This is a genomic window from Rhizobium sp. CCGE 510 (assembly GCF_000292525.1).
Taxonomy (GTDB): domain Bacteria; phylum Pseudomonadota; class Alphaproteobacteria; order Rhizobiales; family Rhizobiaceae; genus Rhizobium.
The window spans coordinates 164,720-187,402 of record NZ_AEYF01000048.1 but is presented as its reverse complement, the minus strand read 5'-3'; the positions used below and the strand labels follow the sequence as shown (position 1 = coordinate 187,402).

Genomic DNA, 22,683 nt, shown 5'->3' with positions numbered 1-22,683 from the left:
CGCGAAAATCGGCTTCCAAGAGGTTTGAAATGGATGCTGATATCTGGAATGGAGCCTTCTATGACGACGGCGAGTGGGTTTCCTGGTCCGACGTGGAAGAACAACTCCGATATCACGAGTGGCGTGCCAAATATCCCAATGCGATCCGACATCTGATCCCGTATTTTCAGGACCTCTTGGCATTGGCCGGAAGCCATCACCGTGAGACAGGTCGTCATCTTGACGTGTATGGGGTCATTGGTGAGCTGTTCGGCGCCATCACCTACGGCATTAAGCTGAACAAGACCTACGCGCAGGGTGCCGACGGTCGGCTTGGTAATGATCACGTGGAGATCAAAACCATCACGCCGTTCAAGTCAAAGGACCAGGTTTCCGTTAAGGTGTCGGGGAATTTCAGCAAGCTGCTCGTCGTAAAGATCAACGCCGACTTTGAAGTCTCATCGCGCATGGTTGATCGCTCGAAGCTTCCCAAAACGGCCAAACCTCTGCTGAGGATAAGGTGGAGCGATCTGCCCAAAGCCCAATGAACTTCATCCGTCATCACGCCAGCGGCGGCTTACGCCTCAGGTCGTCGAGCGCCCCTCTCCTCTCGTGCTGCAGACTTTGGTCGCACGACGAAGCAGCCAAATTCGTTAATTCAGAATTTTAGAATGCACGTGTATAGTCCGCTTGGGATCACAGCATCCGCGCCTTGAGGGGTCGAGGGCAATGAACTGGAACACATCATCGACATTCACGCCCGTCGGGCTTGCCCTGGGCGGTCAGCCAACCCATAAGGTCGTGCGCACGCTCGGCGATGCAGCGCATATGCTGATCAAGGACTGGCCCTCCGATGACGGCGAAGAATACGTCAGCGCGGTGAAGGCCTGCGTCGTTGCGATCAGCGGGCAGATTGCGCCTGAGCAATTTCGGGAAGCCTTTTTGCGTGCGGCCGATGAGGCGGGTATCGCTGCACTAACCGTCGTTTACTGATGAAAAGAGGGAGCGCGAACTCATTGGCCTTTGAACATCAGCATCCGTTCTCGATCCATCATACGATCTTCTTCGGCCAGAACGTGAACACCACCGCAACCAGCAAGCCAGCGGCCTCGAGAGCACGCGGCACAAAATCCCCATTTCATTGCGCCTTTCATTTCCGCCAACCGGCCGCCGAAGCTTCGGCCTCCGAATAGAACCACCGTTCTCCATACTGGGGCTGATCTTCGTCTGTGCGTAGTATCGCTGCCCCGGCACGTGGAAGATGCGCTCACCCGTGTCGATGCTGACATTCCCCGTGCTCTTGCACGATTGTCCGGCGCCGCAGGAAGCATTCCATGAAGCGAGCAAGTCGCTGACGATCATGCCGCCGGCTGCACCAAATGCGATCGCGCCGATGACCAAGCCCCGCGCCCTGAACAGTGCGGATTTCTCCTGCGGATCGCTTTAACTGGCACGCATGCCCGATCCTCGTCCTTTCGCGCGAAGATTGTAACCGCGGTAGAACGCCGCGAATATCTATCCAAAAGGCTTATCTTCGACGTTCAGACCTTGCTGGGCCGCCCGCGAGGGCAGTGGCTGCGACGATTTGTCAGCACGACTGTTCATCACAGGTTAATTGAGCAGGAGCCCCAATGGAGCCCTTCCGTCATCGGCTCCATAGCGTAGGCGGAAGAGAAGATTTGAAACGTCAACATCATCGACAGAGGCCAATCACATGTCGCACAAATTGCTTCTCTCCGCTGCCGGATCGTTGCTTGCTGCATTTATCGTGTGACGCCGGCGCACGCGCTGACGATGAAGGAATGCAGCACAAAATATCAGGCGGCCAAAGGTGACGGCTCCGCCAAAGATAAGAAGTGGAACGATTTCCGCGCCAAATTCTGTGGCGCGGACGCTGCTGCCGCCGATAAGGAAGACGAGGCGGACGTCGCAAAGACCACCGACAAAGAGCCTGAAAAGGCGACGACCGCGGCGCCGAAGAGCGTCAAGTTCCCGAAGGCGATCGACAAGAAATATTCGAGCGAGGCGCCCGCTAAGGGCCGGCTTCACACTTGCGTCGACGCCTATCATGCTGCCAAGGACGCTGGATCGCTCGGAGATTTGAAGTGGATCCAGAAAGGCGGCGGCTACTGGAGCCTCTGCAACTCGAGCATCAAGGCCGCCGGCTAATCGCAGACCCTCACCTTATCCAAAAACGCGAAAGGCCGCCTCTGTGAGCGGCCTTTTCTTTGTCCTCAACATGTGGAGTCGGGAAAACGCCTTATCGCCCTCGGCGGAACTATGCCGGATGTGGAGGCAGCCCCACGCCGCCGGAGCGCAGCTGCCAAGTGATACTTGCCGACACGTCCATCTGGATCGATCATTTTCGGCATGCCGATTCAGAGCTGCGTAGGATTATTGAGGACGACCGTCTCTTATGCCATCCGGCCGTAATCGGAGAGCTCGCACTTGGCAGCCTTAGCTTAAAGCGCCGATATGTCCCTGCGGATATCGATCCGGAGGTGCTGATGGCGGGACGCTATCAGTTCGGCAGCAACTAGCTGAGCATCTTTCGATGCGCTAGTCAAAGTTGTCGAAATGCTGGAGCGTGACAACGGTATTCGCATAAAGGACGCCAACCGCAAAAGTGAGGCGGGCCTGCGCGAGTTGTCCGAACCGAGGCTAGGCGGCGGGGAGATATTCATGGACAAAGAAATCGAGAGTGAGCGGGTAAAGGCTTTGGCCGAGCGGCGGGCGATCACGGAGCGCGGCGTTATGTTTCTAGACAAAGATGCTGTCGCAAGTGACGACACAGTTCTGCGATCTAATAATTTAGCGTTTTTCAGCAATTTCAGGCTATTGGCGGATATTGTGCTTCGGTGTTTCTTACGGAAACAATCAACTCGTGACCGGCAATAGCGTCTCCAGCGACACCGTCACGAATAAATCGCGCGCTTGATTGGTTGTGTTTGCGTAACTATACACTAACTGCATTTTATAGTAGTATACAATCACAAGGGGCATGATGATTTCTAGCCGTTTGGCGAACAGAGGGATTCGCACAATGAACAGAACTGCCTTTTTTCTCTTGGGCTTCTCGATTTTCGGCTGGACCTCGGCAGCGCAGGCAGCCTGTCCGGAGCCGGAAAACAAGGAATTTGCAACTGTCGCCACCGCTCTCTTCAACTGTTCCAGTGCGCGCCCGCTCAAAGGCGCGGAGCAGGAACGGAAGTTTCAAATTCACTATGACTTTCCGCAGACCACACCGGATTCAAGCGGTCTGCCCTGGCTGACCATCGATCCTCTTAGAGAGCCGGCCTCCTATATGCAGGCCATTCTCATTTACGCGACGAAGAGCAATGCAAAGCCTGATATCGATTGGAGGATTGAAGACAATAAAGTGGAGTCCTGGTGCCATGCGCCCTGGTTTCAGGCCCTGCGCGAGCCGTTGCATGGCATGACCAGCGAGCGCTGGTCACGCCCACTGGAATTGCACAAACTGCAAAAGGACTGGGCGCGCAACTGGGCGGTCGGAATCTACAATGACGTGGCGTGCTATGGCCTTGGCACAATCTGGAAAGATCCGACCTTTCCCAAAACAAAGGACTTCAGTTTTCCGGACGGCGCGCTCGGTATCAAAATGCTATTTACGACAGCCATGCCGTCCCAGGTGCCCTATCTGACTGGATCGAAGGAATGGACCGTCGCGGCCGCTGACGACGGCAGCACGATGACGATGCGCATGCTGCAAATGGACATTTCGGTGAAAGACAAGCGCTCGCCGAACGGCTGGTTTTTCGGAACATTCATGTATGATGCCACCCAACCCGGGGATACGGTCTATGAGCGCCTCGTTCCAGTCGGCCTGATTTGGGGCAGTGATCCTGATCTCTCTGCCACTACCTATCTCGAGAAAGCAGCGATTGCAAAAGAAGGCTGGGTCAATCCGGCCGTGGCCGCCCGCTTCTATGCGCTGCCGCGCCAGAATCTCGGGCTGTTCGGCCGAGCCAATGGTCCGGTCGACAATCCGAAGTCGGCCTGCATTACCTGTCACCAACGTGCATTGGACTGGGGACGGGCCGTGCTGCCCAAATCGCCCGATGAGGAACAGGCAAACGCTCTGCTTCCGGACGTGCCCTACGATCCTTTCGACGATGCTGCCGCCAAGGCATACTTTCGCAATATCGGGCAAGACTCCCCGGTGCCAAATACCCAATCGCTTGATTACACCCTTCAGGTCTCGAAAGGCATGACGGCGTTCAGAAACTGGGTGTTCACCGAATTCCCGGATCATGCCGCCTCGACCACCGACATTACGCCCTACCCCTTCAAATCCTCGACGGCAGAAAATACGCCGGCAAACCCCGCAGCGCTCGCAACCGACGAGTTCAAGGCGGGCACCACGATTATGAACAACGACCTTTTTACCAAGTAGCAGCGTCCGCAGAGATCTCAATCACTGTCCCAGGGAGGCAGGCATGATCTCACTCAGGATATATGGCAGGTTTCGCCTCACCGGTGAAAACGGTGAGGACCTGACACCCAAAAGTCTGAAAGCACGCGGCGTGCTCGCCATGCTGGCACTCGCGCCTGATCATTGCAGAGCGAGAGAGTGGCTGCAGGACAAATTGTGGAGTGATCGGGATTCCAAGCAAGGTTCTGAGAGCTTGCGCCAGACACTGACAATCATTCGCCGCGCATTGGGCGAATACGCGCATATCCTTCGCTCTGATCGAGAAAAGGTGTCTCTTGATCCCCGGCAATTCGCGATCGAGCCATCTCAGGCCAGCTCGTTCCCCCGCGATGAATCCGATCTAGAACTCTTCAGTGATCTGAGCATCCGCGATCGCGAATTCGAGCATTGGATCCGCAATCAGCGTCTGTCTTGGGCGCCCTCTCCCAGACGCATTGACAATAGCTCCAACTCAAGGCGCCTAACCAGACTGGCAATCTTCTTTCGTCAGGAAGGGATCGTCGATGACAACAGTGAGAACACAATCAGAACCATCTTCTCGCTCACGACAGCCTCCTTGCTCGATTTCTCGGACTTTCAGATTTTCCACGAATTCGGGTTGATGCCGATTGCTGGCCAACCGCCGCCGACGCACGGCATCGTCGTGTCGATTGCTGCTGTGTCGGCATTCACCGGGTCTCTTTTGTATGCGGCAATCCGGCACCCCGATGGCAGGATATTCTGGACGAAGACATTTGCAGGCAATTCATCGTTCAGCGCTCGCGAAGGAGAACTGATCTGCGCCATCGGCGCTGAAATCCTTGAAGCCATTCTCAACGTCTTCCGAACCAGAACCGAGGATCTCTGCATTCCTGATTGTGCGGCGATATTTGCCAATCGCGGCAGAAGCCTGCTCTTCCAGATCGACAGGAACAGTCTTGCCGCGGCGGACCGGCAGCTTCAACTTGCCTATCAGTTTCGGCCAGCACCACAATATCTGGCCTGGCGGTCGTTTCTCCGTAACCTGGCGAATTTCCAGCATCGGACCTCAAGCTTTCTCGATGATCCCATCGATATCGAGACGCTGGCGCGCGAGGCCATACATCAGGCGCCTAGCAGTGCGATCGCGTTGAGCGTGGGAGCGCACATCGAGTACCTGTCGGGGGGCTCGGTTCGAAACTCCCTATTGCTTGCAAGGAGGGCTGTAGGCTTCGATCCATTAAATGCGATCACGCATGCCATTCTGTCAAACACCGAGCTCGTCACCGGCAACTTCGTGGAAAGCAGGAGATTGGCGCTTGTTGCACTGGATCTTGCTGGAAGCGGCGACCACCGATCATTCGTCGAATTTTTTTGCTGCATGTCTGCCGCGGCATTGGGCGACTATCAAGTCGCCATAGACCACGCGGAAACGGCATTATTTCTGCGGCCACGTTTTCGCGCGCCGCTTCGGTACCTGATAGCCTTGTACAAACACGCCGGCCGGCCGGCCGACCTACAGCGAGTGCTGACGCGATTGCGAGCTGTCGAGCCGGACTTTCACATCGGTCGTCTTTTGGACAGCAATTATCCGGTAACAACATTAAGACGCATCCGCCTTATCGAGGCAATTTCTAATTGATTGAAAATATGGAATTATTTTCGAGTGGGGCGCAGAATTCACGATCAGTCCTCGAAATAATCACGCTGCAATCACGATGGTCTGTTTTTATCCTAATCACGCGGACAATTCGGTTTGCCGCCGGCTTGGGGACGGTTCACATGGACAATAGAGACCTTATTAAAAATAATCTCGCAATCGTCCACCGCCTTGCGGCCGACAATGGCGACCCTCGTTGCTCTATCTCATCGATACGACACTTCTACGAAATTCGGGATACCAATACTTCAGAATCCATCGACGTAATTGTGCCGATGACGCCGCAATCGGCTTTGGAAGCCTTCGTGGGCTGAACCGAAAAATCACAGCTGTATCGGAGTGGTGACTATGTCGGTGTCAGCGAATGAAAATCTGATCGTGAGTCCGGCTGTTGTGACCTCTAGGAACAAGATCTCAGTTCGCTGGGCAACGTTCTTCTTACGAGGAAAATCGCTACGCGGTGTGGGTTTTTGCTGCTGATAATGCTTGAATCTTCGGCACTATTCAGGCCGCCGATCAGAGGCACATCATTTGAAACGACATCTGTGGCTTCGAGTGCATTAAGTGCTGACGTGGCGCATTCTGGAGGAAGAACAATGGTACAGTTAAAACACAAAACAGCCGCCGCAAAGGTGGATAAGGACAACCCTTTCGCTCTAATGCCGGACGCGCAGGAGGATAGCAACGTCCACATTATTCGTCCCGGTATCCGCTGCGATACGGAGCGTCGTGGCTTCCCGATGCGTCGCGGCCGTTCACCGCTGGAAATAGTGGTTGATGCGTCAGAGGGATTTATACCCTTATGGGGGCCGAGCACCACACTGCGCTGGCGCTTTCAAGAGCGGTCATTCCAGGTGTTTCGCGATCCAGCCGCCGCAAAACAAGCAGTTACCCAGCTAATAGCCGAAGCTATCTTGTTGTGGGGAGATGCCGCACCCGTGAAGTTTGCGTATCGGGACGATGCATGGGACTTCGAGGTCGTGATGCGTAATGCCGACGATTGCTCGAACAGCGGCTGCGTGCTCGCCAGCGCGTTTTTCCCGGATGCCGGGCAGCATCAGATGACCATCTACCCGGAAATGTTCGCACAAAATCGTACTGAACAGGTCGAGACAATGGCCCATGAAATCGGCCACGTATTCGGCTTACGGCACTTTTTTGCGGTTCTCAACGAGACAGCCTGGCCCTCCGAGATTTTCGGCACGCATGACAAATTCAGCATCATGAACTATGGCGACGCGAGCAGAATGACAGATGCGGATCGAGCCGACCTCCGCAAGCTCTATGAGCGAGCTTGGGCCGGTACACTGACGGAAATCAACGGCACTCCGATAAAGTTTATGAGCCCATTCCATACAAGCGGCCAAGCCGCCAACGCGGCAGTCGCGATCGCCGCGGTGACAGCATGAAGACCGGAGTACTTGCCGCGGTATCGGCAAGCACTGAGATGGGCGGGGGTGGAGATTTGATAAATCGCTCATTGCTGAGGAGCGCGAGAGATGACAAGCCCGGGCCACCGTCCGGGAGACAAGGACCGCAGCCTTGGAGCGACATTCGTTTCTCGAGGCTGACACGTCGGCGTGGCTCTGTAACGTTATCGACTACGTCCAGCGATCTACGCACGGCCGCTGTCAACATGGACTGAGGAGGAAACAGTATTGCGTAGTCTGCTTCTAGGCGCTGCCTATTTGTGTTTGCTTGGACATACGTCCACCGTTGCGGCAGCGTCAGCGACAATTGCCGAAGAATTCGACTCCGCATCGGTGTCCGAGAACTGGTTCACATGCAAACGGGACGAAAACAGCTTCTCATTCGGTAAGATCGCTGGCGAAGGTCGGACCGCGGCCAGCCAGGTCGTCAAGGCACTCCCGGAGAACAACGTCCTGGCCTTCGTCATGCTGCCGAAGGGGTGTGCGCACGAGGATGGGCCGTACCAACATGACGGCTATGAACGCTCCGAACTCTGGGAAAGCGAAAAGGTTCTCGCCCGAATGGGGACCGATATCTGGTATCGCTTTGATATGTACATCGACGCGAGCATCAAGCCAACGACGGGCCGATTCGTGATCGGACAATGGAAGGAGAAGAATTCTCCTCAAGATGCTCCAATCCTCACACAACGCTTCAATGGTCGCGCGTTCACGGTCACGATTGAACAGGATAACTCCGATCCTTATCGGGCAAAGGAAGATGTTTTGTGCAGGGTCTACATCGCTTCCCAGTCTTCGGCTCCGGTGGAGCCCGGCTTTGGAGATGCGCACAATCTGGTGGCTCCGACACAGCTATTTTCGATGATGAACACGAACAACCAACCCCTTTCGGTGGGGCATGATGTCGATGATGTCGTGCATGGGACGTCGCCGCTTTTGCTCGCTGGTTTGTCGGGCTGTTCGAAGGGTCTGAGGATTACCCGCTACAACGCGTTACCCGACCCTTTCGGAAAATGGACCACGATGGTCTATCATCTGCGTCTGATCCCGAATGAAAAGGGTCTGATTGAGATCTGGGCGAATGGAAAGAAGATTTCAAAGACCGAAGGTGTCATCGGCTTCAAGCCGTTCCTTCCCGACCAAAACCAGTATTTCAAGTTCGGCGCATATCGGAACCATACAGACTTCGAGACGATCACTCGCCTCGATCACTACGTGCGAAGTGAGCGAAGAGAAGACATCGACGCCAACGGTACTTTGACCCCACCTTAGCGCCCCCTTTTTGATGGGTGTGCATTCCCGATCCACAGTGCCGACTAATTGCGTGGATGGGACAATCACGGGTGAATTCATGACCTAGCGTTCAACATTTTCGAGCAATGGAGGCGGAAATGACCTTGAATGACGGCGGTGACACAAGTGGCGAACGCCGAGATGCGACCGGACACTTCGTCGATAGATACGCCCATCCCTACTTCGAACCAGGTGCAGCTGAACGCGAGCTTTTGAACACACGCCGGCGCATTACGGACTGGAGCAAAACACAGCTGGGACCAGTACCCACGCCTCTTCGTGGGGGCCGAATTTCGTTGAACGAGATCATTGGCGATGAGGGCGTGCGCGAGATCGAAGAACTTGGAGAAATTCGATTCCATGCACTGGGCGACAGCGGCGTGAATCATGCTGAAGAAGCTGAGCAGGTGGCCGAAGACATGGCGGCGGACTTCAAGCCTGGTGCTGGCGGCCTCAATCCCGCGTTTCTGCTCCATCTGGGAGACGTTGTCTACGGCGCAGGTAAAGGAACGCACTACGGCGAACGCTTCTACAAGCCGTATCGCCGCTACCCGGGAAAGATCATTGCTATTCCCGGCAACCACGACGGCGAAGTGAAATCTGACGCAGACAGCCCCTCGCTCAAAGATTTCTTGGCCAATTTCTGTACGGAGGAGCCTCAGATTTCTCCGCAGGCTTCTGGAAGCGGTATCTTTCGGCAGACAATGACCCTGCCTGGCGCCTATTGGTATCTCGACGCACCATTCGTGCGAATAATAGGTCTCTATTCAAACCGACTGGAAAACCCGGGTTATCTTGAAGGATTGCAAGCCGATGGGTCGGACGATAAATCCCAGTTGCAATGGCTTGAAGCCGTGCTGCGCGAAATCACGGGTGAGCAACAGCAAAAGGCCCTGATTGTTGCCACTCATCACCCACCCTATAGCCAGAGCGGACATAGCGGCAGCACCGAGATGCACCGATGCATCATTGAGATTGCGGATCGGGTCGGCATTATCCCTGACGCTTTTCTTTCAGGTCATGCCCACAATTATCAGCGATACACACGAAGGGGTGGTGGCAGGCAGGTTCCCTACTACGTTACCGGTACCGGAGGGATAAATCCACAGCATGTGCAGCCGGCGACAGGCTCTCCAGCAGATGAGAGCCGTACGACGACTTACGACGCAGCGCTCTCATCGCTTGGCTACCTCTTCATCACCGTTTCACCCACGCAACTGAAGACGGAATTCTGGCGATTGAGTAGTGAGTATACGACCGCGTTTGACCCGGTAACTCTTGATTTGGCGGACCATACGTTGCGTTAGCAAGCGTGCCGAATGTGCATCACGCCGACGCCGGGGATTGTTGCCCGTGAGTTCCGCCACCGCATCTGCGCCGCGTTAGGATTTGCTCAGGTTCCAAAGCTAAAGACTCCTTTGCCAAAACAACCTGCTCGTCAACAACGCTCGAATACAGAACATAAGTTTACTTCACTGGATAGCATCATCACGAGAAATACCTAGTAGAATTCATCGAAAGGCTGTAGCTTGTGATAGTATTTCTTCTCATTGCTCGCGAACGGCGAAAATGGACGATTCGGCGCTGCCGACAGGGACTGCCTATGTAGACTAGACTACGCACACCATTGTCCTCGGAAGGCGCGAAACATGGTTGATTCCGTTGAATATCCTCAAAAAGATCCAGTTTTGGTGGCCGGCGCGCCGGTGGATGGGGTCGGGCTTTGCCTGTCGGGCGGCGGTTATCGCGCGATGCTCTTCCACGTCGGAGCGCTGTGGCGATTAGTGGATTCAGGCAAGCTGTTTGAGATTACACGAGTTTCAAGCGTATCAGGCGGCTCGATCACAGCAGCGGTGCTTGCGCTAGCTTGGAACGGGTTGAAGGCAGGCGGCATGCCGGCGTTTAAGCGCGACGTTGTCGAACCGTTACGAAATTTGGCGCGGGTAACGATCGATGCGCGATCAGTGATCGGGGCACTACTTCTGCCGGGCAGTGCCGGCCACTATGTTGCGCAATCCTATGCCAAACACCTATTTGGCGAGAACACGCTGCAAAATCTGCCCGAAGCGCCACAATTCATCATCAACGCCACCAATCTTGAGACGGGATCGCTCTTCCGCTTTTCGCGCGCAGAAATTCGCGACTGGCGGATTGGCCGCATTGCCGCTCCGACACTGCGGATCGCCGATGCGGTAGCCGCGTCCTCAGCCTTTCCGCCAGTACTGTCGCCGTTCGTTCTGGATGTTGATCCGAGTGATTTCGATCCCCCTGCACCTGGCGAGATTGCCGACGATGCTTTTCGCAGCGAGATCACCCTGTCTGATGGCGGAGTGTACGACAATCTCGGCCTTCAGCAGGTGTGGGGTCGGTGCAAAACCGTACTCGTATCCGACGGCGGAGGTCACATAGCAGACGACTCTTCACCGCCGGGCGATTGGGCGCGCCAGTCCTTGCGTGTACTGGAGGTGGTCGATCAACAAGTCCGCAACCTACGTATGATCCAGGTGGTCGGCTCGCTTGCACGGCAGGAACGACACGGTGCATTCTGGAGCACGCGAACCAATATTGAGGATTATGGCTTGGCTGATGCGTTGCCCTGCCCCCAAGCAAAGACTGCGTTGATCGCCGCCTTTCCCACGCGACTGCGCCGGATGGACAACATCCAGCAGGAACGCCTTATCAACTGGGGCTATGCCGTCTCCGATGCGGGCTTGCGGCGCTATTGGGCCACGGGCATTGATGCTCCCTCGGGCTTTCCGTATCCCGCAACGGGGATTGGCTGATAACTAAGCACATCGTCCCAGCGGAAGGGCCCGCTGCATGAGCGATCCTGCGCTACTAATCGCGCTCTACAAACACGCTGGCCGACCGGCAGGCCTGCAGCGCGTCATGACGCGGATGCGGGCTTTGGAGCCGGACGTTCACATCGGCCGTCTTTTGGACAGCAACTATCCGGCAACAACATTGAGGCGCATTCGCCTTATCGAGGCAATCTCTAATTGATTGAAAGTAGGGAATTATTTTAGCGCGAAAGTGCAGAACTCACGGTCAGTCCCCGAAAAAATCACGCTGCAATCACGATGATCCGCTTTGATCCCAATTATGCGGACAATTCGGTTCGCTTGCTTGGGGGACAGATCACATGGAATATAGCAAACCCATCAAACACCATCTCGCTAGTCCAACGCATTGCTGTCGAAGACGGTGATTCCCTGCTGATCTATCTCATTGACATGGCGCTTCTCCAAAGCCGACTGGCGCTATCGAGATAACCGCGCCTTCGCGAGCAGCCTGACAATTGCAACCGCATCGGAGACATGACGGAAGACGCAAAAAGCAATTACGCGTGAAAGCCGTTCGCAGGAACGCTGAGATGATGCTCACCTATGGAGATTTCCATGAAGATTGGTCTGATCGCCGCGTTGGTACTTTTCGCTTCTGCCGGAAATGCGGCTGAAATCAGCGCCACTGACCAATCATGGTCCGTTGATCCCAAATTCGAGAAAACCGACAAGGTCCGGCTGGCCTTGAGCGGAGCTGCCTGTGTTCCCGACACAAATCAATGCCTTATCGTTAACGATGAAAAGAAGTATGCCGAGTTTTTTACGATCGGCCCTCATCTCCTTAGACCAGGTCGAGTGATCAAGCTTCTACCGGACACAGTTGACGGCGTCGAGATGGACGAAATCGACGCCGAGGGCGTCGTCTTCCTGAATGGCTCCTTCTACATAACCGGCTCCCACGGTTTGTCGCGGAAGACGGGAGAGTTGAAGCCCTCGATCTTTCACGTTTTCCGCTTCGCGGTCGATGCCAACGCCGGCTTGCCAGCGTTTGAGTTTAACGATGACGACGTGGCTCCAACAATCGACTCCACTCCGAAACTCCGCGGGATCATCAAGGATCAGGCCGAACTGGCACCATTTGCCGAGGTGAAGCTCGACAAGAACGGTGCAAATATCGAGGGAATTGCCGCCCAGGGCTCCGATCTCCTTTTCGGGTTCCGGGCACCATTAGTCGGTGCCGGCAAGGATCACGCAGTTGTTCTCCGCGTCGACGCTAATAGACTTTTTGGCAAAGGCAAGCCGGCAGCGAAGTTGCACACTCTCAAGCTTGAGCCAGGTCTCGGAATCCGTGACATGGCGGTTGCGAAAAGCGGTGTCCTCTTGCTTGCAGGCCCGAGCGGGGAGGCGAAGGGCGAGCCATCACTGTGGCTCTGGGACGGTACGAGCGCCACGCCCACAAAGCTCGGGACCCTGCCCGGTATTGCGCCTTCGGAGAAGGCTGAAACTGTGCTTGTCATTAAGGACGATGCAACCAGTTTGCATCTGCTCGTGCTCTTCGACAGCATCCTGGATGGAGGCCCGCGGGAATATATCGTTCGACTCTAACCACTACATGAAATCGACTTGATAGCCTGCATATGCGACTGACAACTGCACCGAATGGGGGAAATGATGGTCGACTATATCGTCAGCAATACCGATGGCGGCGCCAATCTACGGGATGCACCCGATTCCGGCGCCATAAAGCGAAATCTGCCATTTGGGACCGCACTCACGTCTATTCCGGGCTCCACAGGAAAATGGAAATCCGTTGAAACCGCTAACGGTGAAAAAGGATATGTGTCTGACAAAAACCTGAAAGTCCCGGCAAGTGACGCGATCGTAAGATTGATCCAGTCTGCGGCTCACTATTGGGAAGCCTTTGCCTTTGGAAGGGGTAAGGAGGACACCAGTCCATACTACGATCTTGTCGTAGAGATTTGGAAAGAGCTTGGTCAGGGCATGCCACCCTTCAAGAGGGACGAGAAAGGCAAGGTCCTCAAGGACAAGAACGGCAACGACGTCTACAATACGAGCCATCCGGACTGGCCGTGGTCGGCAGCCGGTATGAGCGCATTCATACGCCGCGCGAAAGGTTATAAGAACTTCCAATTCAGCAGATTGCATGCGACTTACATTCACAACAGCGTTGTCGCGAGAAAAGCGAAGGATCCGGACGCCCCGTTTTGGGGGTATCAATTGAACGAACAGGCCGTCCGTGTCGGCGATCTCGTATGTCAATGGCGCGGAACGCAACAAGACTATAAGAGCGCCGGGCAAAGTGCCGGCTTTACGTCTCACACAGACGTCATCTGCGATATCAAATCTGGATACCTCTACGCAATCGGCGCCAATGTCGAGTCGGATACGGTTGGTCGAAAGAAATACACGATCAACAGCACGGGGCACCTCACTGGTCCCAGCGGCGGAAGCTTCAAGAGCGACAACACAGTTTTCATGCTGATGCGAAACATGGTGGCATGACTGCCACTATGCCTGCGGATTGTATTCACGAAGTCACGACGGAGGACTATTCAAATGGCATCAGCTGCCCTTCCAGATGACTGGCGCTCGGCCGGCGTTGCAATAACCTGCGGATACGAAACGTCGAGCACGGATCCCTATACCAAGGTCGTGGGTGATTTCGACGGTATGGGTATCTCTTGCGGCGCCTTGCAGTGGAACATCGGCATGAAGTCTTTGCAGCCGATGGTAAAGGCCGTTGGCAAGACGCGCGTGCAGACGCTGATGCCCACTCATGGTGCGAAAATGTGGGAGGCATGTGCCGGAACGGTGAAAGATGGCCTGACGATTGTGCGCGGATGGCAATCCAAGAAAAAGCTTCTTAAGGACGCTCTTGCGGAACTAATGGCGCTGATGGGATCCCTGGAAATGCGCGCCGAGCAGGATAAAAAGATCGGTGTAAAGGCAGACACGGCTCTAACAATGGCCACAGCCTGGGCCAAGGGCCGTGACAACACCGCTCCGAGCAAGCGGCTCTACTGCTGGTTTTTCGACCTCGCTACACAAAACGGATCGCTCGAGGGCCAAACGCCGAAGAAGGTTGCGGACTTCATGTCATTCAACACGCCGGACAAAGTCGATGATTTGATCTGCGATTATCTGGCTGGCTTGAAGGGCTCATCAGGCCACGTGAAAGATGCACACAAGAACGCGGTTCTCTGGAGAGATAGCAGCGACGAACGACTGGAGCTCTTGTGCTTGACCTACCTGCGTTCGGCGACGGCGAATCCGACCTGGCGCCACGTCGTCATCAACCGCAAGGGCACGATCGCCGTGGGCAAAGGTTGGGTGAATTCTGGAGAGCACAACTTTTCTAAAGAGGGTCTCTAGATCGTTGATTGCAGGTGGAGTTTTGCGGTGAGCCTAGTGGTAGCTACGCTGGGCTCGCACGGCCGGTAGGTGTCTCCGCCTGCGGGCGGAATTTGACTACATCCGTGACGCAAGCTTGTGCTGCAGGTTTATATTGCTGCGCCGGAAGGTGCACCAAACGTCCTGGGAGGATACATGGCGGTGGAACCAATAGTAGACGGGGCGCTGACACTCAGCCCTGATGATCTGCGCGACCTTTACGCGTCCCGCCGGTTTCTCGATGAAGGAACGCGGCGAAAGTTAGGGCTCGAGCGCCGCTTTGACGTCTATTACAAGGATCCTTTGGTCGCAAAAGAGAATCCTGGTCTCGAGATTGACAAGAATTTTTATGTGCCATGGGAGCCCGGCATTGGCGACGGACCCACCAGCGCACGCTTCGCCGTCGTCGACTTTGACAGTACTACCAACAAACTAGACGAGCCGTCCCGATGGGATAGCGACGCCAAACTATTCCGCGACCCAAACGAGCTTCCGATTGACGCAGCGATCAAGCAGTCACCCCAATTTCGGCAAGTCAGCACCTGGGCGATAGTGCAAAATACCCTGAACTATTTCGAAGGACCAAGCGGACTTGGCCGGCGCATCTCCTGGGCATTCGAGGGCAACCGCTTACTGATCGTCCCGAACGCCGGCTACGGCGCCAACGCCTATTACGATCGTAAGAGCCACTCGCTACAATTCTACTATTTCGATGACAAGAACGGCCAGCGCGTTCGCACGTGCTTGTCCAGCGATATTGTCAACCATGAGTTTACCCACGCTTTGCTCGACGGAATTCGGCCTCACTACCTCGAAGCCGTGTCGCCTCAGACCGGCGCGTTCCACGAATTCCTTGGCGACCTAACGGCGATCCTGATGTCGCTACGCAACACCGCCTTCCGCCAGAAGCTGGCTGAACGCACCGGCGGCCTTCTCGACCGCAAATCCGAGGGTGAACTGCTGTCGTCAGTCGCGGCAGAGTTTGGTCGAGCGGTAGGCAATCAGGAATATTTGCGTAGTGGCGCCAATCAGGACAAGCTGAGCAAATACAAGAACGAGATGGAGGTCCATGCCCTTTCCACGGTGCTGACTGGTACCATGTTCGACATACTGATCAAGCTAACCAAGCAATACCTTGATCGTGAGAGAGCCGACGGCAAGAAACTATCGGCCAAACAGGCACTTGCCTTTTCCGTGCCGCGCATGCAGATGATTGCGATTCAATCGCTCGACCTCCTGCCGCCAGTCGAGGTTACGTTCAATGACTATGCAAGTGCAGTGCTGCGCAATCTCTTGATTGCCGATCCGACCGATCCCAGGGGCTATCGCAAGATGATCGCCGAGGCCTTCCTGACCCGGGAAATCCTCACTCGAGAAGAGGTCGACGAGCTGCTGGAGCCGGCCGGACTTTATGATCGAGTGCCGGGCGATATCACACATGATCCGACAGTGATCGCAAGTTCCCGCGCTGAAGCCTATCGCTATCTCGATGACAATCGCGATGATCTCTATATCCCTGCCTCAGTCGATATCATCGTCGACGAGGTCTTTACGGCGAAGAAGATGGTCGGCCGTGGGCTTTTCATGCCCAAGCAGGTGATCCTCCAATACCTTTGGCGCGAGGATGTCTCGCTCGAAGGCGAGCGTTTCGGCCCTTATAACGGCCAGACCACCAGCCTCCTGTGTGGCGCGACCATGGTTCTTGACGAAAACGGCAGCATGCTCTCGTGGGCGCGCAAGCCCGGCAGTGAACCCTCGGCCAAGGCTTTAGCTGGCCAGGCCAAGATAGACGCCGGAAGAAAACCGAACGGTGAAGAAGCGCTTGCCCTTGCGGAGTGGAAAGCCGGCAAAGAGCGGCGGGCCGCGTATCTCGAGGCACTAGAGCGACGTATCGACGAAGGTATGGTGGGCGAAGAACTCGCAGGTCCGGAAGGTTTGGTCGGCGCGCTTACGCCGCCGCTCATCGTCCGCGAGGCAGGAGGCCAGTTGCGTTTCGAGCTCTCCCCGCATTTCCACATCCACGATGATGACGATGACCACGGCAATAAAGATAGAAATAAAAATGATGACCATTACGATTACAGCTTAAGGGGTCTGCGATGGAAAACGAGCTCCTGATACGCGTTTACGACGTCGGCCTGGGTGACTGCATTTACGTGCGGATTCCCGGCGACAGCGACAGTTACAACGACGCCTTTCACATGCTGATCGACTGTGGCACCTGGAGTTCTGAAACGCTCCTCGCCGCGGCACTCAAGCAGTTGGCGACCGAACTTCCGACGGCATCCGACGGCGTGAAAAAGCGCCTCGATCTGGTTGTCGTCACTCATGAACACAAGGACCACATCGCAGGATTCGACCCGACGCTCTGGAACGAATTTGCCGTCGGCAATGTCTGGATGAACTGCGCGATGAACCCGAAGCATCCGCAGGCAGGCAAGACACGCAAGGTGCGAAAGGTGGCGGAGACAGCGATGGCCAGCCTCACATCGCTCGGTCCGGCGCTCAGTCCGCGGCTTGCCGAACTCGTGTCCGTTTTCGAGATCGGCAATGCAGGCGCCATGAACACACTTCGCCACGCCTTGCTCGGGGAAGACAGAGAGCCAACTTATGTCCACGCCGGCCAGACCCATAAGGACCACGGGATCGAGCTGCATCCGAATGCGAAAATTCATGTTCTGGCGCCGGAATTCGATTTCGATCGGTTCTATCTCGGCGAAGTCGTCCAAACCAATTTGAAAGGGATAATCGGTGCCACCGCGTTCGCAGCGCAGGATGAGGTGGAGGCTGGGAACTCGGTCGAGAATGAAACTGCGTCAACACCCCCGACCGAAACAACACCTGAACCGAAAAACATCGGACCGGCGGCGTTTCGCGCTCTGCGCGCCCGCATGCAATCCAACGCACTTGCCTTCGCGGACCTCGACGGCAAGCTGAAGAACAACTCCAGTGTTGTGCTGCTGATCGAATGGAAGGGCAAGCGGCTGCTATTCGTCGGCGATGCCGAATGGCACGGCGCTTTCAAAGAAGGGAAGATGAACGGCTCCTGGAACGTTATGTGGAAGGAGCGAAACGAACTGCTAGCCCAACCCGTAGAGTTCCTGAAAATCGGTCATCATGGCAGTGAAAACGCCACCCCCTGGGACATGGGATCGGGCGCGATTACCGAGGAAGCAAGGATCCTTGACGCGATCCTTCCGCTGCCCAAAGCTGGAAATGCACCGACTGCCCGCGCGGTGGTTTCGACCGAGCGCAGCAAATACCGCACCATTCCCCGCGGCCAGTTGCTAAAGGAAATCGCACGACGGGTCGCCGGCGCCACGAGCTATGCTGACGACCTGGGCAATTACCAGCCGAAAGATGCCGCCGACTTCGATGCATATGAGCGCGACTGGCTAAATAATTTGCAGCCACCGCGCACGGATTTCGAGCGTATTCGCAGGAACAATGGATTCATCGATGTGACGTTCGACTAGACGACGTAAAGATGCCGTTCGTGACTGGTCCGAAAGGAGTCCTGGGGATGTCGCAGGAAGAAAATGGGGATACATTCAGTACGCTTGATGCCCAATTGGCTCAGATCACGGAGAAGGATTTCGCCGCGTTTTTCAAGTGGCTCTATGAGGCAGCAGAAAAGCTCAAAAGTGATCGAGAGAATTTCTATCGCACGCTTCGAAACAGGAATTCGGGGTGGATCAATGCCGCACGCAGGACCCTCGCCACGCTTGGAGCCTTTGCCCTGCTTCTAACGGCATTTGCCGGAATCGCGGCGGTTGCCGGATCACAAGAGACTTGGCTAAAAGAATGGCAGACGAGGAGCTTGATTGGGGCTTTCATCATATACGCATTCATGGGTGCGATCGCTCTGTTCGAGCGTGGAACAGATCTCAGTACCTCCTACTTTCGTCATCTGACAATCACGATCGCGATCCGCAACTTGTGGAACGAGTTTCAGCTCACGATGCTCAAGGAATATCCGGGGCTGGATAAAATTGCTGGAAACGACCCAAATGCGGCGCGTGATAGGGCGATCGAACTCGCACGCGCCCTCTGCAAGGATCTCGACACCTTGGTTTCGACCGAACAGACCGAATGGCGCACTGAATTCATTGAATCTCTCAAAGAACTGGATACGGCTGCCAAGGAGGGCATTGGTAAAGTCAACGCCGACCTCCAAACTGCGATGGATAAGGTTACGAAGGCTGCCGAAGAAGCAAAGGCCGCCGCGGAACAGGCGAAAGCCGCGCTGGTCCCGGGAGATATCAATGTGACCGTGAGCGGCGACTTTGACGGAAACCTCGTCGTGCTGGTCGACCAGGCGAAACGGCACGATAAGCCGGTGATGAAGAAGTTCGCCCTCCGCGGCATCGTACCTGGAATACGTGAAATTGAGGTCCGGGCGAAGAAAGGAACCCAGGACATCAATCAATCTGCAGTGGTAGAGGTCAAGCCTGGCCTACAGAATTACCCAATCACTCTGCCGTAGCTCGCTCAACCTGAAACGTGTGGACTCGGTAATAGCTTAACCTATTTGGGGGCACAAAATGATAGTGATCGATCGCAAAAGCGTTCCTGTACCAAAAATACTGGCGGACGACAGCCGCGAATTGATCGAGGAGCGCGAACGGGCTGAAAAACATTTCCGCCGCGCGCCAACGAGGCGGCGGCAGACGCGTTTCCGCTTTAATACAGACATAATCTACGCGCCGGAGGTGCGCGCTGCCATTCATACGCTTTTCAACGGCAAATGCGCCTATTGTGAATCGCCGATCGGCACGGTTGCGACAGGTGAAGTCGACAGATACCGATCACGTGGTTTCTCGTCCAACTTGGACGGCTCCATCTCGCAAGACCACTATTGGTGGCTGGCCTACGAATGGAGCAATCTCTACGCGGCTTGCACAGCATGTGGGCGATGTAAGGGGCGCCGATTTCCTGTCGATGGACCGCGTGCGCCGAAGGAAACACCTGCTTCTGAGATCGATGCAAAAGAAAAGGCGCTGCTGCTCGACCCCTGTCGGGATGATCCCGATGCTCATCTCGCCTTCGACGAAAAAGGCCTTGTCACGCCGCTGAGCAAGCAGGGTGCGACAACTATCGAGGTCTTGGCGCTCAACCGCCACGAGTTGGTGATGGCACGCCGCGCCGCACTTGCCGAGCTGCTCGAAACCTTGCGCCAACGCAACCTGAACGACATTGGTGATCGATGGTTCGATGAACTGCAACGGATCGTTTCTGACCCAAGCCAACCATTTCTCGCAGCCAAGCGGCAGGTAGTCGCACGCGAACTTAAGAAAGCGGCAGGCGTGGGCTCGCGCGAATTGCCTCTCCGGAAGGTGGTGGGGAAACTCTTGGGCGTTGCTAGCGAGATGCTGCGGGATCCTTCCGTTATGTCCCTCGTCTCCTCGTTGCCAACCATCGTTCCGGCGGCGGGACAAATGAAGCGGTTGGTCAAAGATTACTTGTTGAACGAACTTGAGGAATCGCTCTATTCAGTCGAAAGCGGCACGGGCAGCCCGTCTTTTTTTGCCAGGACGCGTGTAGTCCAGTCAGTCGAGATCAAGAATTTCCGAAAAATTAAGAACCTTAGACTTGACTTCCAGTCCGGCGATTCCCAGCGAGCACCTTGGACTATGCTCCTCGGCGATAATGGCTTAGGAAAATCCAGCATATTGCAGGCCATCGCAATGACTCTGTGCGGTGCCAAGTACCTGGAAGAGTTGGATCTTCAAGCAACTAATTTTCTACGACGGAATACAAGCGAGGCCCACATCAAGGTGGTCTTATCGAATTTCGCTGAGCCGTTGACACTGCGCATCGACGCGCGTGGTTTCCACGCCTCTGCAGACCAGGCTAAAGTCCTTATCCTCGGTTATGGAGCAACCCGGCTCTTACCACGCAAGTCAGCACCCCCTCGCTTTGTCGCCACTTATGCAAAGCTTGAGAATTTGTTTGATCCATTCGAGCCCGTCGGCGACGCCGAAGCCTGGTTAAACAAAATTCCGCAAGCCAAGTTCGACGATTATGCCAGAGCGTTGAAGGAGCTGTTTTTCGTGCTTGACGGCCCCGAGCAATTGATCCGCACCAACGGCAAAATTGTTGTAAGGACAACCGATGGGGATATTCCACTCTCCCAGCTGAGTGATGGCTATCAATCGGTTATCGGGGTCACCACGGACATCATGCGTGTCCTGTCTCATTACTGGGATGCAATGGAGGTAGCCGAGGGCATTGTTCTTATCGACGAGCTTGGGGCACATTTGCATCCGCGATGGAGATTGCGCGTCGTGTCGGGGCTGCGCAATGCTTTTCCCCGTGTTCAGTTCATTGCGTCCACACACGATCCGCTATGCCTGCGAGGCCTTGAAAACGGCGAGGTCATCGTCCTTCGTGCGAACGCCAAAGGCGAAACGTTCGCTATTCTGGAGGCACCGTTCCCAGGCTGGATGCGCGTTGAACAATTGCTCACGTCTGAACTCTTCGGACTTTATAGCACGACAGATCCGGAGCTCGATGCCTGGTTCAATGAATATATTAACGCAAAACGGTCTGGTGCGCCCCCCTCAGGCAGCGAACGATTGGCGCGCGTCTCCCAGGAGTTGAAGAGTCGCTCGGTGCTCGGCAATGATCGGCGAGAACGACTCATGCTTGAAACAATAGACGAATATCTCGCGAAGGAACGCGATTTAGCCGATGGTGGCGAGCGGTCGGAAGCCCGCAAAGAAACCAAAGTCTCGCTGGCAAGGCTCTGGCGGGAGATCGCGCCGGTGCCAATAGCGAACGGGGACAGGAGGGCGCCTGATGATCAGAGTCAGCCGTAGCGCCATTCCTGCGAGCCTTAAAACCGCGGCTGCAATCGAACTTCCAAAGGTTCTAGATTTTTACGGCTGTCCACCTCCCAAATCGTCGTGGACGTTTACTGCTTACAAGGACCCCACTGTCGCCGAGGAGTTGAAACGACTATTTCACAAAAAATGCGCTTATTGCGAATCGAGGATGATGGTGGTTCAACCGATCGATATCGATCATTTCCGTCCAAAGAACGCAATCCGGATCGGGCGCGACTTGATAAAGCCTGGCTACTATTGGCTTGCCAGCTCGTGGAACAACCTGCTGCCCTCATGTATCTTGTGTAATCGCCCAAACCGATATGAGTCTGGTGGTGTAACAGTTACGGGTGGTAAGGGGAATGACTTTCCATTGATGGGCACTACGCCGCCGCTTCCAAAATACGCTGCGCGCAGCCGAGTCAACCGTGAATCCCACCTGCTATTGGATCCATGTGGAAAGGTTCCTCCGTCGAAGCATCTTGCTTTCTTTCGAGACGGTAAGATTGAACCCAAGCCGTTACGCGACGGAACGCCGTCGCCGCGCGGTAAAGCAACGATTAGGATACTTGCTCTTGATCGGACAGAACTCTGTGACGCCCGTCGCGACGTGGCCCTCAGAATCCTCGGAGAGCTCGAACGCCTCGAAGAAGAAATGCAATCACCTGCGGGCCCGAATATAGAGCGTCGGCGGGCTTATCATTTGTGCGCCCTTGCGCGACATTTAACTGATGACCAGCCCTATCTTGAGATGGCGCGGCAGATTATCGAAGCCCGCCAACCGGGGTTTCTGAAGCTGCTGCCGGATATGCTGTATTATTACTGGCGCGACCAAGCTCCGCCAATCCACAATTTCAAGCGCAGAAATCGTTGAGAAAAGATAGATCCC

The 22,683-nt window shown here is 55.4% G+C and carries 18 protein-coding genes and 4 pseudogenes; 21 read left to right on the top strand and 1 reads right to left on the bottom strand.

What is annotated here, in order from left to right:
- Positions 1-29: 29 nt before the first annotated feature.
- A complete protein-coding gene (locus RCCGE510_RS29225; protein ID WP_037080331.1) occupies positions 30-527 on the top strand; it encodes a hypothetical protein in 498 nt (165 codons plus the stop codon).
- A 181-nt stretch (positions 528-708) separates the two neighbouring features.
- Positions 709-972, top strand: a complete 264-nt coding sequence (locus tag RCCGE510_RS29220) for a DUF982 domain-containing protein (RefSeq protein WP_007636318.1) — start codon at positions 709-711, stop codon at positions 970-972.
- Positions 973-1,129: 157 nt separating this feature from the next.
- Here RCCGE510_RS29220 and RCCGE510_RS35750 read toward each other — a convergent pair.
- Positions 1,130-1,398, bottom strand: a pseudogene (locus RCCGE510_RS35750) (succinoglycan biosynthesis protein exoi).
- 295 nt (positions 1,399-1,693) lie between these two features.
- On the opposite strand from RCCGE510_RS35750, the pseudogene RCCGE510_RS29215 reads away from it, so the two are divergent.
- The 19 genes and pseudogenes from RCCGE510_RS29215 (at position 1,694) to RCCGE510_RS34925 (ending at position 22,668) form a co-directional block, all read left to right on the top strand.
- Positions 1,694-2,148: pseudogene (locus RCCGE510_RS29215) on the top strand (hypothetical protein).
- 72 nt (positions 2,149-2,220) lie between these two features.
- Positions 2,221-2,310: pseudogene (locus RCCGE510_RS33970) on the top strand (type II toxin-antitoxin system VapB family antitoxin); the annotation flags it as partial.
- Positions 2,307-2,438, top strand: a pseudogene (locus RCCGE510_RS29210) (type II toxin-antitoxin system VapC family toxin); the annotation flags it as partial. The pseudogenes RCCGE510_RS33970 and RCCGE510_RS29210, both read left to right, overlap by 4 nt.
- 118 nt (positions 2,439-2,556) lie before the next feature.
- Positions 2,557-2,877, top strand: a complete 321-nt coding sequence (locus tag RCCGE510_RS29205; RefSeq protein ID WP_007636316.1) for a hypothetical protein — start codon at positions 2,557-2,559, stop codon at positions 2,875-2,877.
- 145 nt (positions 2,878-3,022) lie between these two features.
- A complete protein-coding gene (locus RCCGE510_RS29200) occupies positions 3,023-4,393 on the top strand; it encodes a hypothetical protein (protein ID WP_007636314.1) in 1,371 nt (456 codons plus the stop codon).
- Positions 4,394-4,436: 43 nt separating this feature from the next.
- A complete protein-coding gene (locus tag RCCGE510_RS29195; RefSeq protein WP_007636311.1) occupies positions 4,437-6,032 on the top strand; it encodes a hypothetical protein in 1,596 nt (531 codons plus the stop codon).
- 140 nt (positions 6,033-6,172) lie between these two features.
- Complete coding sequence (locus RCCGE510_RS34930) at positions 6,173-6,364, top strand: hypothetical protein (RefSeq protein ID WP_157179961.1); 192 nt, start codon at positions 6,173-6,175, stop codon at positions 6,362-6,364.
- Between the two features lie 282 nt (positions 6,365-6,646).
- A complete protein-coding gene (locus RCCGE510_RS29185; protein ID WP_007636309.1) occupies positions 6,647-7,459 on the top strand; it encodes a matrixin family metalloprotease in 813 nt (270 codons plus the stop codon).
- Between the two features lie 249 nt (positions 7,460-7,708).
- Positions 7,709-8,752: a heparin lyase I family protein gene (locus RCCGE510_RS29180; RefSeq protein ID WP_157179960.1), complete on the top strand. Its 1,044-nt coding sequence runs from the start codon at positions 7,709-7,711 to the stop codon at positions 8,750-8,752.
- Between the two features lie 119 nt (positions 8,753-8,871).
- On the top strand, positions 8,872-10,080 hold the full coding sequence (locus RCCGE510_RS29175; protein ID WP_052029512.1) for a metallophosphoesterase: 1,209 nt from the start codon (positions 8,872-8,874) through the stop codon (positions 10,078-10,080).
- A gap of 342 nt (positions 10,081-10,422) precedes the next feature.
- Positions 10,423-11,556 carry a patatin-like phospholipase family protein gene (locus RCCGE510_RS29170; protein WP_007636303.1) on the top strand — a complete coding sequence of 378 codons (1,134 nt, stop codon included), beginning with the start codon at positions 10,423-10,425 and terminating at the stop codon, positions 11,554-11,556.
- A 615-nt stretch (positions 11,557-12,171) separates the two neighbouring features.
- On the top strand, positions 12,172-13,161 hold the full coding sequence (locus RCCGE510_RS29155) for a DUF3616 domain-containing protein (protein ID WP_007636298.1): 990 nt from the start codon (positions 12,172-12,174) through the stop codon (positions 13,159-13,161).
- A gap of 63 nt (positions 13,162-13,224) precedes the next feature.
- The gene (locus RCCGE510_RS32940) at positions 13,225-14,079 is read left to right on the top strand and encodes a DUF2272 domain-containing protein (RefSeq protein ID WP_192815366.1); all 855 of its coding nucleotides are present in this window, start codon (positions 13,225-13,227) and stop codon (positions 14,077-14,079) included.
- 54 nt (positions 14,080-14,133) lie between these two features.
- Positions 14,134-14,949 carry a hypothetical protein gene (locus tag RCCGE510_RS29145; RefSeq protein WP_007636295.1) on the top strand — a complete coding sequence of 272 codons (816 nt, stop codon included), beginning with the start codon at positions 14,134-14,136 and terminating at the stop codon, positions 14,947-14,949.
- Between the two features lie 174 nt (positions 14,950-15,123).
- Positions 15,124-17,085 carry a hypothetical protein gene (locus RCCGE510_RS29140; protein ID WP_007636292.1) on the top strand — a complete coding sequence of 654 codons (1,962 nt, stop codon included), beginning with the start codon at positions 15,124-15,126 and terminating at the stop codon, positions 17,083-17,085.
- On the top strand, positions 17,067-18,443 hold the full coding sequence (locus RCCGE510_RS29135; RefSeq protein WP_007636290.1) for an MBL fold metallo-hydrolase: 1,377 nt from the start codon (positions 17,067-17,069) through the stop codon (positions 18,441-18,443). The genes RCCGE510_RS29140 and RCCGE510_RS29135 overlap by 19 nt, the downstream gene beginning before the upstream one ends.
- Before the next feature lie 47 nt (positions 18,444-18,490).
- Positions 18,491-19,453 carry a hypothetical protein gene (locus tag RCCGE510_RS29130; RefSeq protein ID WP_007636288.1) on the top strand — a complete coding sequence of 321 codons (963 nt, stop codon included), beginning with the start codon at positions 18,491-18,493 and terminating at the stop codon, positions 19,451-19,453.
- A gap of 58 nt (positions 19,454-19,511) precedes the next feature.
- The gene (locus tag RCCGE510_RS29125) at positions 19,512-21,788 is read left to right on the top strand and encodes an AAA family ATPase (RefSeq protein WP_007636287.1); all 2,277 of its coding nucleotides are present in this window, start codon (positions 19,512-19,514) and stop codon (positions 21,786-21,788) included.
- Positions 21,769-22,668, top strand: a complete 900-nt coding sequence (locus tag RCCGE510_RS34925; RefSeq protein ID WP_157179959.1) for a hypothetical protein — start codon at positions 21,769-21,771, stop codon at positions 22,666-22,668. Before RCCGE510_RS29125 ends, RCCGE510_RS34925 begins: the two co-directional genes overlap by 20 nt.
- Positions 22,669-22,683 lie beyond the last annotated feature (15 nt).